Annotated in this window: 7 protein-coding genes, 2 tRNA genes, 3 rRNA genes and 2 pseudogenes; 13 read left to right on the forward strand and 1 reads right to left on the reverse strand. The window is 49.2% G+C overall.

The features are described from left to right. The first annotated feature begins 1 nt into the window (after position 1). From NSMM_RS03590 to rrf, 12 genes are all read left to right on the forward strand, one after another. Positions 2-3,679: an ATP-binding protein gene (locus NSMM_RS03590; RefSeq protein ID WP_090284714.1), complete on the forward strand. Its 3,678-nt coding sequence runs from the start codon at positions 2-4 to the stop codon at positions 3,677-3,679. Next, positions 3,676-4,863 (forward strand): ADP-forming succinate--CoA ligase subunit beta, encoded by a 1,188-nt coding sequence (sucC, locus tag NSMM_RS03595; RefSeq protein ID WP_090284716.1) that lies wholly within the window; start codon positions 3,676-3,678, stop codon positions 4,861-4,863. The genes NSMM_RS03590 and sucC overlap by 4 nt, the downstream gene beginning before the upstream one ends. After that, positions 4,863-5,738 carry a succinate--CoA ligase subunit alpha gene (gene sucD, locus NSMM_RS03600; protein WP_090284718.1) on the forward strand — a complete coding sequence of 292 codons (876 nt, stop codon included), beginning with the start codon at positions 4,863-4,865 and terminating at the stop codon, positions 5,736-5,738. Before sucC ends, sucD begins: the two co-directional genes overlap by 1 nt. Before the next feature lie 29 nt (positions 5,739-5,767). After that, positions 5,768-6,097 (forward strand): hypothetical protein, encoded by a 330-nt coding sequence (locus NSMM_RS03605; protein ID WP_090284725.1) that lies wholly within the window; start codon positions 5,768-5,770, stop codon positions 6,095-6,097. A 31-nt stretch (positions 6,098-6,128) separates the two neighbouring features. After that, positions 6,129-7,565 (forward strand): D-alanyl-D-alanine carboxypeptidase/D-alanyl-D-alanine endopeptidase, encoded by a 1,437-nt coding sequence (dacB, locus tag NSMM_RS03610; protein ID WP_090284719.1) that lies wholly within the window; start codon positions 6,129-6,131, stop codon positions 7,563-7,565. A gap of 650 nt (positions 7,566-8,215) precedes the next feature. Next, positions 8,216-8,524, forward strand: coding sequence for a hypothetical protein (locus NSMM_RS03615; protein ID WP_143001843.1), 309 nt, complete (start codon positions 8,216-8,218; stop codon positions 8,522-8,524). Between the two features lie 5 nt (positions 8,525-8,529). Next, entirely contained in the window at positions 8,530-8,805 is a 276-nt protein-coding gene (locus tag NSMM_RS03620; RefSeq protein ID WP_143001844.1) for a hypothetical protein, read from the forward strand. A gap of 482 nt (positions 8,806-9,287) precedes the next feature. Then, a 16S ribosomal RNA gene (locus NSMM_RS03625) occupies positions 9,288-10,827 on the forward strand. A 92-nt stretch (positions 10,828-10,919) separates the two neighbouring features. Next, positions 10,920-10,996: transfer RNA gene (locus tag NSMM_RS03630), tRNA-Ile, on the forward strand. Position 10,997: 1 nt separating this feature from the next. Next, positions 10,998-11,073, forward strand: a tRNA-Ala gene (locus NSMM_RS03635). A gap of 180 nt (positions 11,074-11,253) precedes the next feature. Next, a 23S ribosomal RNA gene (locus NSMM_RS03640) occupies positions 11,254-14,169 on the forward strand. A gap of 56 nt (positions 14,170-14,225) precedes the next feature. After that, a 5S ribosomal RNA gene (gene rrf / locus NSMM_RS03645) occupies positions 14,226-14,338 on the forward strand. The 16S, 23S and 5S rRNA genes sit together here with 2 tRNA genes alongside, the layout of an rRNA operon. A 3-nt stretch (positions 14,339-14,341) precedes the next feature. Here rrf and NSMM_RS16380 read toward each other — a convergent pair. Further along, positions 14,342-14,995, reverse strand: a pseudogene (locus tag NSMM_RS16380) (IS5 family transposase); the annotation flags it as partial. A gap of 79 nt (positions 14,996-15,074) precedes the next feature. Between NSMM_RS16380 and NSMM_RS03655 the strand changes: the two are divergent. Continuing rightward, a pseudogene (locus NSMM_RS03655) lies at positions 15,075-15,437 on the forward strand (transposase); the annotation flags it as partial. Positions 15,438-15,446: the final 9 nt, after the last annotated feature.

Genomic DNA, 15,446 nt, shown 5'->3' on the forward strand with positions numbered 1-15,446 from the left:
AGTGAGTATTACTTCGCTTACGTATCGCTTTGCTATCTGGTTTACGCTGGTGGCATTATTGCCGATTGCGCTGGTGGGCTATGGACTGTTGCATTTTTCTGAAAAGGCGGTGCGACAGTCAACCGTTCTAAAAGTATCTGCAATTGCCGATAAAAAGGTTGAACAGATTGACGCCTATCTGCAAGGCCGTATCCTTGACGCCAATATTATTCAGTCTTCAGAGACCACTCATGATGCTATCGGCAAGTTTAGTGAAGTTTTCAAGCAGGAGGGTGTTGATTCAGAGAGTTACCGTGAAATGGACATGCGCTATCGTAGCCATTTTACACGCTTTCTCAAGAGTGCCGGTTACTATGATCTCTTTCTGATCTCGCTCGATGGTTGGTTGGTTTTTACAGTCAGCCATGAAGCAGATTTTGCCACCAATCTGGTTGATGGGCCTTATCGCGAAACCGGTCTTGGACAGGTATTTCGCAAGACGTTGGAGACGCAGGAAAACAGCTTGTCGGATTTTGAGTATTACTCCCCGTCTCATGGTGCGATTGCCGCCTTTATTGCCGTGCCGATCATTGTTGAGGGTGAGTTGCGGGGCGTGCTGGCATTACAGATATTTAGCGAGCATGTGTTCAATGTGTTGACTAACAATGTCGGACTGGGTCAAAGCGGGGAGACCGTTGTGATTCGCCAGCAGGATGCTAATTCCGTGCTGGTCATGGCTCCGCTGCGAGCCGATCCGAAGGCTGCCCTGAAACGAACGATTTCGCTGGATGAACCTTCATTTTCATCTGCGATTCGGAACAGTCTGCAGAATTTGCCGGGACAGGGTGTCATCACGGATTATCAGGGCGTATCCGTTGTGGCGGCGTGGCGGCATTTGCCACGTATGGACTGGGGTGTGGTGGTCAAAATGGATGCGGAAGAAGCTTTTACTTCTCTGGTGCAAATGCACGTTATCGGTCTGACGGCGCTCGGCTTGACATTTTTGTTGGCGGTTATGGGCGCATTGCTATTTAATCGACGGGTGGTGATGCCACTGAAGACCCTGAATTCGTGTGCGCAGGAAATCGCTGCTGGCAATCTGCACCATCATGTTCCCAGCGAAGGCTGGGATGAAATCGGACAACTGGCCGGTGTTTTCAATGTGATGGCTGAACGGATAAATATCAGCTATCAGCATCTGGAAGCACGTGTGGCGGAGCGTACGGCCAGGCTGGAGGAAGTCAATGCCGAGCTGGCGATCAAGGAGGAGGAAATCCGCTCGGTAGTCGAGCATATGGTGGACTGCGTGGTAACAACCGATGAGCGAGGCGTAATGCTGTCAGTTAATCCGGTCATAAAAAAACTGTTTGGCTACACGCCGGAGGAGGCAATCGGGCAGAATGTGTCCATCTTTGTGCCAGAGCCAGATCGGAGCAAGCATGACTTCTACATGCAACGTTATTGCGAAACCAGACATGGGCAGGAGTATGTGGGGCGGCCTTTTCAGCAGGATGGGCATAGCGTTGGGCTTGGGCGTGAAGTTGTTGGCGTGCGTAAGGATGGCACATCGATTCCGGTTTATCTGGCGGTTAGCGAGTATTTTGTTGCTGAAAAACGGCATTTTACTGGAGTGATGCGCGATATCCGTGAACACGTAAAAATCCGAGAGGATTTGGAGCAGGCTAGGCTGGATGCGGAGCAGGCCAATCAGGCCAAATCGGCTTTTCTCGCCGCAATGAGCCATGAAATTCGTACACCGATGAATGGGGTGGTCGGTATGATCGATGTATTGAGTCAGACCAGCTTGAACGAATATCAGAAAGAGATGGCGGATCTTATTCGTGAATCAGCTTTTGTTTTACTCGAAATTATTGAAGATATCCTGGATTTTTCCAAAATTGAGGCTGGCAGGCTGGAGATTGAGCAGATGCCGATGTCCCTGGTTACGGTGGTGGAGCGTGCCTGCGGCATGCTGGAGCATCTGGCGGCTATCAAGGAAGTGGAATTGACAATGTTTATTGACCCCGACGTACCCGAGAATGTGCTGGGGGATGCCTTGCGTCTGCGGCAGGTGCTGGTCAACCTCATTAATAATGCGATCAAGTTTTCCAGTGGATTGCCGCACCGGGGGCATGTTGCGGTGAGGGTAACACTGGCTGAGCCGGACAAGGATAAGGTGACGGTTTCATTTCAAATAACCGATAACGGTATCGGGATGGATGAGAAAACCAAAAATCGTTTATTCACCCCTTTTTCCCAAGGGGATGCCTCTACAACACGCCGTTTTGGCGGGACGGGGCTAGGCTTGACGATTTGCCATCGCCTTGTGACGTTAATGCAAGGCAAAATAATGGTGGATAGCGAACCTGAAAAGGGTTCGACATTTACTTTATTACTGCCTCTCAAGGTTTTGCGGGAGAAGTCCGAGCGTGACCAGACGCATGCAGTGGATCTAACTGGTCTGTCCTGTCTGGTATTGGGCTCTGAAGATGGAATGGGGCAGGACTTGGCGTCGTACTTACGTTATGCGGGCGCATCGGTTAAATTACTGACTGATTTTTCAGCTGCGCCCGAACATGTCAAGGCACTTCCGGACGGCCCCTGGCTGCTGGTAATTGATGCGGGCGACGGAGAGCCACCATTTGAAACATTTCGTGCGCAACTCGGTTCCGATCTGAGCCAGAGCCTCAATTTTGTAGTGGTGCGGCGTGGGCGGCGTCACCGCGGCCGGTTGGAGGATGACGGCGTCGTCACGCTCGATGGCAATATTCTCTATCGCCAGGCATTTCTGCACGCTGTGGCCGTTGCTGCTGGGCGAGAAAAATTGGAACAGGACCAGTCGATCATTTCCAGTGAGTTCGAAAAAGTGGTGCCGCTGACACGTGACGAAGCGATCCGCCAGAAGAAAATGATCCTGGTTGCTGAAGATAATGAAATCAACCAGAAGGTTATCCGTCAGCAGCTTGCGTTGCTCGGCTATGCAGTCGATATTGCTGCCAATGGACGTGAAGCGCTGCAGCGCTGGGAGAGTGGTGTGTATGCATTGATATTGACAGATTTGCATATGCCGGAAATGGATGGCTACGAATTGACTAAAGTCATTCGTGCCGATCAGTCGGTTAGTGGCCGCATCCCGATCATTGCCCTAACGGCTAATGCCCTCAAAGGAGAGTCCGATAAATGTCGCGCGCTAGGTATGAATGATTACCTGACTAAACCAGTTCAGCTTGAGCAGCTCAAGGCGGCACTGGAAAATTGGCTTGGCAAACCCGTGCATTCGGTGGATGCAATAGAAGCTAAAGGGCAGCCCCACACCAGCACTAACCAGGCTGCCGTGCTGGATGTTGAGGTGCTCAAGAAATTGATTGGTGATGATCCCGAGATGATTGCTGAGTTTTTGCAGGATTTTCGTCTGAGCGCTGCCGAAATAAACAAGCAAATTACTAATGCCGTCAAAAATGGCCAGTTTGAAGAAGTGCGGGCGGCGGCACATAAACTTAAATCTTCGGCGCGTTCGGTCGGTGCGCTGGTGTTGGGCGACTGTTGCGCGGCCATGGAATCAGCTGCCAGAGAAAAAGATGCGAACAGATTGAACGAACTGTTGCTCAATTTTTCCACTGCTTTAGACGAGGTAGAAGCCCGTATTGGAGTCATGCTTGAGGTTCGTTCAGCCAACAACTTTCACAAGGAACCAAAATGAAAATTCATGAATATCAGGCCAAGCAGATTTTTGGACGATATGGTGTTGCTGTTCCGTCAGGAGTTGTTTGTTCCAGCGCTGATGAAGCGGTTGCTGCTTCCCGGAAACTGGGTGGCAATAAATGGGTGGTCAAGGCGCAGATTTATGCGGGCGGACGTGGTAAAGGGGGGGGGGTGAAGCTGGCGACCACGCACGAAGACGTTCGAAAGATTGCTGATGCAATGCTTAATCATGTCCTGGTGACACCGCAAACCGGACCGAATGGACAGATGGTCAGGCGTTTGTATGTGGAACAGGGAGTCGAGATTACGCATGAATATTATGTGGCGCTAGTGGTGGATCGCACGATGCAATGTATCAGTCTGATTGCCAGCGAGGCGGGAGGTATGGATATCGAGCAGGTTGCCATGCAAACTCCCAGTAAGATTAACAAAATGGCAATCAATCCGCTTATTGGGGTGAATGTTGAAACAGCCAAAGGTATGGCGCGGAAGCTCAACCTGCCGCCAGCTAACTGGTCAGAATTTGCTGAATTGATCATACAACTTTACCGGGTATTTGATGAAAATGATGCATCATTACTGGAGATCAACCCCTTGGTCATGACGCACGATCATCAATTGCTTACACTCGATGCCAAACTCAATTTTGATGACAATGCTCTGTTCCGCCATCCGGAGATTGTGGCGTTGCGGGATCTGGACGAAGAAGACCTACTTGAGGTCGAGGCAGCCAGGCATGAATTGTCCTATATTGCGCTGGACGGTAATATTGGCTGTCTGGTCAATGGCGCGGGGCTTGCAATGGCGACGATGGATATTATCAAGCTATATGGCGGTAATCCGGCAAATTTTCTCGATGTCGGTGGTGGCGCAACGGCAGAAAAAGTGACCGAGGCTTTCAAGATCATGTTGCGTCATCCTGACATCAAGGCGATTCTGGTCAACATTTTTGGCGGCATCATGCGATGTGATGTCATAGCTGAGGGAATTGTACAGGCAGCCCAGGAAGTAAAATTGACTGTTCCGCTAATTGTTCGTTTGGCGGGTACTAACGCTGAAATGGGTAAACAAATTCTCGCGCAATCCGGTCTTGCCGTGATTTCGGCCGATAATATGGCAGATGCGGCCAGACAGGCAGTGGAATTAACTGCAAGCTCAATGCAACCAGGGAGTATGAACTGATGGCTATTCTGATCGATCGCAATACACGTGTCATGACGCAGGGTATGACCGGCAAGACAGGGCAGTTTCATACCCAGCAGTGCCTGCAGTACGCCAATGGCAGGGACTGTTTCGTCGCAGGGGTTAACCCTAAAAAAGCTGGGGAAAAATTTGAAGGTATTCCAGTTTTTGCGACCGTGCAGGAAGCCAGGCAGACAACTGGTGCAACCGTATCGGTCATCTATGTACCCGCTCCTTTTGCAGCGAGCGCAATCGATGAAGCGGTGGAAGCTGAGCTCGATCTGGTAATCTGCATCACCGAAGGCATTCCGGTAAGGGACATGCTACGAACGCGCGCGCGGATGCTCGGCAGAAAAACCCTGCTGGTCGGGCCCAATTGCCCTGGCATCATTACGCCGGATGAATTGAAGATTGGCATTATGCCGGGGGCGATTCATCGGAAAGGGCGAATTGGTGTGGTATCCCGATCCGGTACACTCACTTATGAGGCTGTTGCGCAATTGAGTGAGCTGGGGTTGGGGCAATCAACCTGTGTCGGTATTGGTGGGGATGCCATCAATGGATTGAAGCATCTGGATGTGATGCAGCTGTTCAATGAGGATGATGCAACCGAAGGGGTGTTGATGGTAGGTGAAATTGGCGGATCGGATGAGGAGGAATGTGCGCGCTGGGTAAAGCAACACATGCGCAAGCCGGTAGTGGGATTTATTGCGGGTGTGACCGCACCCCCTGGTAAACGCATGGGGCATGCGGGAGCGATTATAGCGGGCGGTAAGGGGACAGCACAGGAAAAGATTACAGTGATGGAAGAATGCGGTATTCGCATCACGCGCAACCCGGCTGAAATGGGTAAGCTGATGAAATCGGTCCTTTAACAAATTTGATGAGTGTGATGGGAGTAGCAATGCTACGTATTTTATTCAGTACAGTGATTCTATTGCTGAGCGGGTGTGTTACTCAGCCTTACCCTGTTTCCAAGCCGGTTTATCCGGATCACAAGCCGCTTCCGGACCCAGCTGCCGATCAGCGCCCTGCCGGTCCGTTGCCGCCAAGCGCCCGCCCGATTTATAATCTGACGGGTTATCCGGCAGCAACCCAGGAAGGGTACATAGACGGTTGCGAGACGGCGAAACAAAGCGCATATGCTTATAAGGATGTTAAGCGATATAACGCTGACGGACAATACCGTATGGGGTGGGATGATGGATTTTCGATCTGTCGAAGAACGCATTAGTGTATTGCAGTAAACCGAAAGGCACGGAAAAATGACAATTATTCTGAGAATTGCATTTATCACTACGATGGCTATTCTGCTTACACCGGTAAACGCAAGTAATTTGCCCGCATCCATTAGTCAGTTGCTGCAGAAAGCGGGCATACCAGAAGATGCCATTGCGGTTTTTGTGCAGCAAGTCAATGCCAGCCAGCCTTCACTGATAGTCAATGCCGATAAAGCCATGAACCCTGCCTCGGTGATGAAACTGGTCACGACCTATGCTGGCCTCGAATTGCTTGGCCCTGATTATACCTGGCGAACAGAAGTTTATGCGCAGGGTAATACCCACGATGGGCGGCTGCAGGGTGATCTGATTATTAAAGGTTATGGTGATCCCAGTTTAAATCTGGAAAATTTTTGGCAGTTGGTGCGCCAGATTCGTCAGACTGGCCTACGTGAAATTAGCGGTGATCTGGTGCTGGATTACAGCTATTACAATCTAGCACCTGCCAGTCCAGGCGCATTTGATGGCGAGCGTTACAAACCGTATAACGTCTTGCCTGAAGCGCTGTTGGTTAATTATCGGACTTCCGCGTTACATATCATGCCAGATGGGCAGCGTGACCAGATAAGAATTGTTGAGGATCCCGAACTGCAGCTAATGGATTTGCAAAATCAAATTCAACCGACCAGAAAAAACTGCGGGGACTGGCGTCGCCGCGTTCGGACAGAAATTCTGGAAAATGGAGCTGGAAATGGACATCCTACAGTCAAATTCAACGGTAATTATTCGCTTCATTGTGGCCATCACACCTATTATCTAAGTCTGTACGACAGCAAGAATTATATTCACCGCTTATTCAAGAACTTTTGGCAACAATCTGGCGGGAGTTTTAATGGTGGAGTCAGACGAGGAATGGTTCCTGGCGGAGCAACACCGATCAGGGTTTTTTATTCTCCACCGCTAGCCGATGTGATTCGGGGCATCAACAAGTTCAGCAATAATGTTGCGGCAAGACAGTTATATCTGTCGCTGGGAGAGAAGCAGACGAATGGTAATCAGCCACTCTCAATTGATTTTGCTTATTCGGCGATACAGCAGTGGTTATTTACCAAGCGCCTGAACTTTCCTGGGCTGATGATAGAAAATGGGTCGGGCTTGTCGCGTAAGGAAAGAATTAGTGCGCGTCATTTGGGTAGATTGCTGGTAGATGCATTTCATTCTCCGGTAATGCCTGAATTTATGTCGTCATTGGCAGTGGTGGGTATTGATGGAACAACGCGGAATCGTCTCAAAAAAACAGCAGTTATCGGCAGGTCTCATCTGAAAACGGGTTCTCTAAGAGACGTTTCTGCCATTGCTGGCTATGTGCTGGATGACAAGAACCGGCGCCACGCATTTGTTTTTGTGGTTAATCATCCTAGGGCGGCTAGTGCCAAAACCGCCATGGATGCTCTTATTAAATGGATTCACGGTAGTGGTTAGTGTGAGCGGGTATTGTGAAAGATAAGAGCAAAGTTTCTTTGTGCATAAGCACAGATGCATACACACAGTATTGGCAAAGAAAGGGATTGAAAGCCTTTCACGACAGATCAATCTGCTAACCCAGATTATTTATGCGTAGGCAAATATGTCTCGATCAGTTTTCTGAAGTTTAGTACTTGCTCACGCAGATGTTTTTTTAGGGACGAGTATTTAACACTCAAGTTTTGGGCATTCATCACCAAGGAATCAGCCCTTAGGGCGGAATCGAAGCGGTGACCTCTGAAAGAGTATTAACTTCCATTCAGTTTCCTATGTTCAAACTTGCCTGTCAAGCTGGATTATCTACTTACTTACCGCTGTATCCTTGCGTTCTCGCGCCACTTTCGTCGAATTACTGTACAGCCTATACAAAGTTCTGGAGGGCGGCTGCGTCCGGACGCTACGGCTGGTAGGAGCCTTGTTGAGGCGGTCAACAGTGCTTTGCCAATAGAGACCCTAAAATAGAGACCCTAAATCTGGTCATCGACAACACGTTAATTCCATACCAACCCGAGAGGGCGCCGAGCAGTATCGTTCGGTACGGCCATGCCAGAAAACACAACCGGCCACAATTTCTACTGGCGCAGTGCTGGGTCACGTTGGGCGTCAGCGTGCTGGGCAGCTCCCGTGATGGTAAACAAGCGCGCGTCCGAATACTGTTCGATACCTGGTTCATGCGAGCGTGGCTAATATTGCCATCGCTGTTACAAAAAATATCAATCATTGAGCAGGCACGGCGCGATACCGCATTGTTCTTGCCACTAGGCGTGGCAGCCAAACCTGGACGTGGACGTCCCAGAATATACGAGGGCAAAATGACGCCCGAGGCAATCCAAAATTTACCAGCAACCGAAATCAGGCTGACACTGTATGGCAAGGAGCAGCGAGTTCATCTGCACACTGTGGGACTAAACACGTAGTGGCAATGGCGCGTTTTCTCAAAGAGACGTTGGTGCACACGATATGGTGCGAATTCTACGATGTAGACAAACAGTGTTGGTCGAAAGCACGCTTACTACTGGCGACCGAAACGGATTGTCGTGCCGTCGAGGAGATACTGCACCTATATGCACGCCGCTGGGGCATCGAGCCTTTGTTTCTCAATCCGAAACGGTTTCCGGGGCGTGAACACAACTTGTGGGGGCAGAAACGCACGGTGCTGGAGCTGTGGAAGCCAATTCGCTCGACGACTGCGCATTGAATTTACCGGACTTGCTTTCAGGGAGAGTCTGAAACGGAGGCCCTCAATATTCACTTTCCCCAAACAAGGCGGCGATCCAAGATTGCGAGTGTAGCAGCGTCAGCATTACCTACCCTTGAATCACCGTTCGGGTGATATAAGGATGAAGGCTGGATGCTTAAGATTGTGTATTTAATAGAAACACTGGGAAATATAATTCATTAATTAAACTTATTAATCAGCGAGTTGCGGGTTTGGTGCAAAAAATATAGCGAATCAGTGTCAATACTCGTTGACGTACAGTAATTGTTCTGTATAATGCGCATCTCTAACGCAGAGACAGCAACAAGTCAAAGCGAAGCTCTTTAAAAAGATAACCAATAAGTGTGGACGCTTAACAATACAAAAATTTGTTTGCAGTAATGCAAATAAAAAAATGTAGAGATTAAACGTCAACGCAAATGATCCGGATAATAACGGTCATAGCGAAGATGAGTAAGATTAAACTGAAGAGTTTGATCCTGGCTCAGATTGAACGCTGGCGGCATGCTTTACACATGCAAGTCGAACGGCAGCGGGGGTGCTTGCACCTGCCGGCGAGTGGCGAACGGGTGAGTAATGCATCGGAACGTGTCCTTAAGTGGGGAATAACGCATCGAAAGATGTGCTAATACCGCGTAGTCTCTAAGGAGTAAAGCAGGGGATCGAAAGACCTTGCGCTTAAGGAGCGGCCGATGTCTGATTAGCTAGTTGGTGGGGTAAAGGCCTACCAAGGCGACGATCAGTAGTTGGTCTGAGAGGACGACCAACCACACTGGGACTGAGACACGGCCCAGACTCCTACGGGAGGCAGCAGTGGGGAATTTTGGACAATGGGCGCAAGCCTGATCCAGCCATGCCGCGTGAGTGAAGAAGGCCTTCGGGTTGTAAAGCTCTTTCAGTTGGGAAGAAACGATTACAACTAATAATTGTAATTAATGACGGTACCGACAGAAGAAGCACCGGCTAACTACGTGCCAGCAGCCGCGGTAATACGTAGGGTGCGAGCGTTAATCGGAATTACTGGGCGTAAAGGGTGCGCAGGCGGTTTTGTAAGTCAGATGTGAAATCCCCGGGCTTAACCTGGGAATGGCGTTTGAAACTGCAAGGCTAGAGTGTAGCAGAGGGGAGTGGAATTCCGCGTGTAGCAGTGAAATGCGTAGATATGCGGAGGAACACCGATGGCGAAGGCAGCTCCCTGGGCTAACACTGACGCTCATGCACGAAAGCGTGGGGAGCAAACAGGATTAGATACCCTGGTAGTCCACGCCCTAAACGATGTCAACTAGTTGTCGGGCCTAATTGAGGGTTTGGTAACGTAGCTAACGCGTGAAGTTGACCGCCTGGGGAGTACGATCGCAAGATTAAAACTCAAAGGAATTGACGGGGACCCGCACAAGCGGTGGATTATGTGGATTAATTCGATGCAACGCGAAAAACCTTACCTACCCTTGACATGCTTGGAATTTTACGGAGACATAAAAGTGCCCGAAAGGGAACCAAGACACAGGTGCTGCATGGCTGTCGTCAGCTCGTGTCGTGAGATGTTGGGTTAAGTCCCGCAACGAGCGCAACCCTTATCATTAATTGCTATCATTTATTTGAGCACTTTAATGAGACTGCCGGTGACAAACCGGAGGAAGGTGGGGATGACGTCAAGTCCTCATGGCCCTTATGGGTAGGGCTTCACACGTAATACAATGGAGTGTACAGAGGGTAGCCAACCCGCGAGGGGGAGCCAATCTCACAAAGCACTTCGTAGTCCGGATCGGAGTCTGCAACTCGACTCCGTGAAGTCGGAATCGCTAGTAATCGCGGATCAGCATGTCGCGGTGAATACGTTCCCGGGTCTTGTACACACCGCCCGTCACACCATGGGAGTGGTTTTCACCAGAAGCTGGTAGCTTAACCGTAAGGAGGGCGCCTGCCACGGTGAGAGTCATGACTGGGGTGAAGTCGTAACAAGGTAGCCGTAGGGGAACCTGCGGCTGGATCACCTCCTTTCATAACAGTGTTGTTAAGCGTTCACACTTATTGGTTATCAAAACTAACAAACAAATTATTTAGTTAAGTGGTATATCGACATGGGCCTTAACGGGTCTGTAGCTCAGTTGGTTAGAGCACACGCTTGATAAGCGTGGGGTCGGTGGTTCAAGTCCACCCAGACCCACCATGGGGGTGTAGCTCAGCTGGGAGAGCACCTGCTTTGCAAGCAGGGGGTCATCGGTTCGATCCCGTTCACCTCCACCAATCAGATATAGAACTAAAATCTGGGTTGAGGCAAATAATATGTTTGTTAGTAGCGTTCTTTAAAAAATTAGAAAGTAATTTGGGTTCGATTGTATTTTGATGTAAAACATAAAATCAAGATTATATAAAATTGAATTGTATTGTTTGTAATTGAATGGTACAGAATTTTCAAGATTATAGGATCAAGCAAATAAGTGCATGTGGTGGATGCCTTGGCGATTACAGGCGATGAAGGACGTGGAAGCCTGCGAAAAGCTTCGGGGAGCTGGCAATCAAGCTTTGATCCGGAGATGTCCGAATGGGAAAACCCACCCGTAAGGGTAGCTTCTCTTGAATATATAGAGAGAAAGCGGCTAACCTGGTGAACTGAAACATCTAAGTAACCAGAGGAAAAGAAATCAACCGAGATTCCCAAAGTAGTGGCGAACGAAATGGGATCAGCCTGCAATTTTTAGCATTAAGATTAGCTGAATTTTCTGGAAAGTTAAGCGATATTGGGTGATAGCCCCGTAAGCAAAAATCATAATGTGGAACTAAGATTGCGACAAGTAGGGCGGGGCACGTGAAACCTTGTCTGAACATGGGGGGACCATCCTCCAAGGCTAAATACTCGTAATCGACCGATAGTGAACCAGTACCGTGAGGGAAAGGCGAAAAGAACCCCGGAAGGGGAGTGAAATAGATCCTGAAACCGCATGCATACAAACAGTGGGAGCCCCAGCTTTAATGGTCTTTAATAGAGGATTATTAAAGCTGGGGTGACTGCGTACCTTTTGTATAATGGGTCAGCGACTTACATTCAGTAGCAAGCTTAACCGTTTAGGGGAAGCGCAGCGAAAGCGAGTCTTAATAGGGCGTTTAGTTGCTGGGTGTAGACCCGAAACCAGATGATCTACTCATGGCCAGGATGAAGCAAAGGTAATACTTTGTGGAGGTCCGAACCCACTAATGTTGAAAAATTAGGGGATGAGCTGTGGGTAGGGGTGAAAGGCTAAACAAATCTGGAAATAGCTGGTTCTCTCCGAAAACTATTTAGGTAGTGCCTCATATATCACCTTTGGGGGTAGAGCACTGTTATGGCTAGGGGGTCGTCAAGACTTACCAAACCATGGCAAACTCCGAATACCAAAGAGTGCAAGTATGGGAGACAGACATCGGGTGCTAACGTTCGGTGTCGAAAGGGAAACAACCCAGACCCTCAGCTAAGGTCCCAAAGACACAGTTAAGTGGTAAACGAAGTGGGAAGGCATAGACAGTCAGGAAGTTGGCTTAGAAGCAGCCATCCTTTAAAGAAAGCGTAATAGCTCACTGATCGAGTCGTCCTGCGCGGAAGATGTAACGGGGCTAAACTGTGCACCGAAGCTAGGGATTTGCAAGTAATTGCAGATGGTAGGAGAGCGTTCCGTAGGCCTGCGAAGGTGATCTGTGAAGATTGCTGGAGGTATCGGAAGTGCGAATGCTGACATGAGTAGCGATAAAGGAAGTGAAAGGCTTCCTCGCCGAAAACCCAAGGTTTCCTGTGCAACGTTCATCGACGCAGGGTGAGTCGGCCCCTAAGGTAAGGCAGAAATGCGTAGCTGATGGGAAGCTGGTTAATATTCCAGCACCTTTATTTAATGCGATGTGGGGACGAAGAAGGCTAACTTATCCGGGTGTTGGATGTCCCGGTTGAAGCGTGTAGACATGCTGCCTAGGCAAATCCGGGTAGCTAAGTTGAGGCGTGATAACGAAACTCCTTAGGGAGCCAAGTAAGTGATGCCCTGCTTCCAAGAAAAGCCACTAAGCTTCAGTTAAATAAAGACCGTACCGCAAACCGACACAGGTGGGTGGGATGAGAATTCTAAGGCGCTTGAGAGAACTCGGGAGAAGGAACTCGGCAAATTGACACCGTAACTTCGGGAGAAGGTGTGCCTCCGGTATGTGTAGCATCTTGCATGCGAAGCGGAAAGAGGTTGCAATAAAAAGGTGGCTGCGACTGTTTAATAAAAACATAGCACTCTGCAAACACGAAAGTGGACGTATAGAGTGTGACGCCTGCCCGGTGCCGGAAGGTTAAGTGATGGGGTGCAAGCTCTTGATCGAAGCCCCGGTAAACGGCGGCCGTAACTATAACGGTCCTAAGGTAGCGAAATTCCTTGTCGGGTAAGTTCCGACCTGCACGAATGGCGTAACGATGGCCACACTGTCTCCTCCCGGGACTCAGCGAAGTTGAAATGTTTGTGAAGATGCAATCTACCCGCGGCTAGACGGAAAGACCCCGTGCACCTTTACTGTAGCTTTACATTGGATTTTGATCATGTTTGTGTAGGATAGGTGGGAGGCTATGAAATATGCTCGCCAGAGTGTATGGAGCCAACCTTGAAATACCACCCTAGCATTATCGAAATTCTAACCTAGGTCCATTATCTGGATCAGGGACCGTGTATGGTAGGCAGTTTGACTGGGGCGGTCTCCTCCCAAAGAGTAACGGAGGAGTGCGAAGGTACGCTAGGCACGGTCGGAAATCGTGCTGATAGTGCAATGGCATAAGCGTGCTTGACTGCGAGACTGACAAGTCGAGCAGATGCGAAAGCAGGTCATAGTGATCCGGTGGTTCTGTATGGAAGGGCCATCGCTCAACGGATAAAAGGTACGCCGGGGATAACAGGCTGATTCCTCCCAAGAGTTCATATCGACGGGGGAGTTTGGCACCTCGATGTCGGCTCATCACATCCTGGGGCTGAAGCCGGTCCCAAGGGTATGGCTGTTCGCCATTTAAAGTGGTACGTGAGCTGGGTTTAAAACGTCGTGAGACAGTTTGGTCCCTATCTGCCGTGGGCGTTGGAAGTTTGAGTGGGGCTGCTCCTAGTACGAGAGGACCGGAGTGGACGCACCTCTGGTGTACCGGTTGTCACGCCAGTGGCATCGCCGGGTAGCTATGTGCGGAAGAGATAACCGCTGAAAGCATCTAAGCGGGAAACTTGCCACAAGATTAGACTTCCCGGGAGTATAACTCCCCTAAAGGTTCGTTGAAGACTACAACGTTGATAGGTCGAATGTGGAAGCGCAGTAATGTGTTGAGCTAATCGATACTAATTGACCGTGAGGCTTGATCCTATAATCTTGAGAATTCAAATTACTTTACTAATCTTTATAAATTATTACAGTTTTTGCTTGGCGGCCATAGCGCTTTGGAACCACCTTTTCCCATCCCGAACAGAGAAGTGAAACGAAGCAGCGCCGATGATAGTGTGTATACGCATGTGAAAGTAGGACACCGCCAAGCACCCTAAATGATAGGGCACCACATATTTGAGTAATGTGGTGCCCTTTTTTGTTGTGTGTCCATTTTGTAATTTCTCTTCAATTTGTCATATCGTGTTGCCACTGCACGATACTGCTTTAATCGCGCAAAAGCGTTTTCTACCAAATGCCGATATTTATACAAGCTCCATCAATTCATGTCTGCATTACCTTTCGATGAATTGCGCTTTTCCTGGTATTACAGGCATGGCTCTTTTCTTTGTTATCTGTTCCCGTATACAATCACTGTCATAGCCTTTGTCCGCTACCATCGCTTCCGCGTCAGGTAACCTGGTAATCAAATCGAGTGCGGCAGAACAATCATTGACATCTCCAGCCGTGATCTCAGACTCGATTGGCAAGCCATAACTACGAACCGCCAGGTGAATCGTCGTGGTAATTCCTGCACGGCTTTTCCCAATACTTATTGTCGACTGCTCCCGCACTATGCTGATACGCTTTAACGTAGTGTTATCAATAAATTCTCGTTCACAATCTGGATAAATTCAACGTCTTGAAAATCTATCCCATTTGCTACTCAATAACCACGCGTTGAACCTTTTGTAGTTTGGAATTCCAAACTACAAAATATCTCCGGCAGGTCTCTCCACGGACAACCAACACGCATTCGATACAAAACATAAGGCTATGTCTGCATTAAACGTTGGAACTACCTTTTTGTCGAATAGGCTGGAACCTTAAGACTGGAGGGTATAGTTATGAAAGCCACTGATTTTCGGGAGTGGTTGGAAAAGATATCGCAACTTAATCGTCGTCAAAAAGAACAGGCCAAACATTATCTGAGCGAGGCGAAGCCACAAGCTGTGGTTGTGAAATATCTTGAGGATTCTTTTGAGCCGAGTTGTCCGGTCTGCCAGGCGGATCGCCCTCATCGTTGGGGGCACCAGGCGGGGTTGCAACGTTTTCGCTGTTGCTTATGCAAGCACACATTCACGGCTATTTCGGGAACTCCTTTGGCCCGTCTGCGGCATAAGCAATGGTTGAATTACAGTGCAGCGTTGATTGAAGGTTTGACCGTGCGAGCTAGCGGCAGGCAATGCGGAATAGACAAAAACACTACTTGACGTGGC

The sequence above is a fragment of the Nitrosomonas mobilis genome, from assembly GCF_900103035.1.
Lineage (GTDB): Bacteria > Pseudomonadota > Gammaproteobacteria > Burkholderiales > Nitrosomonadaceae > Nitrosomonas > Nitrosomonas mobilis.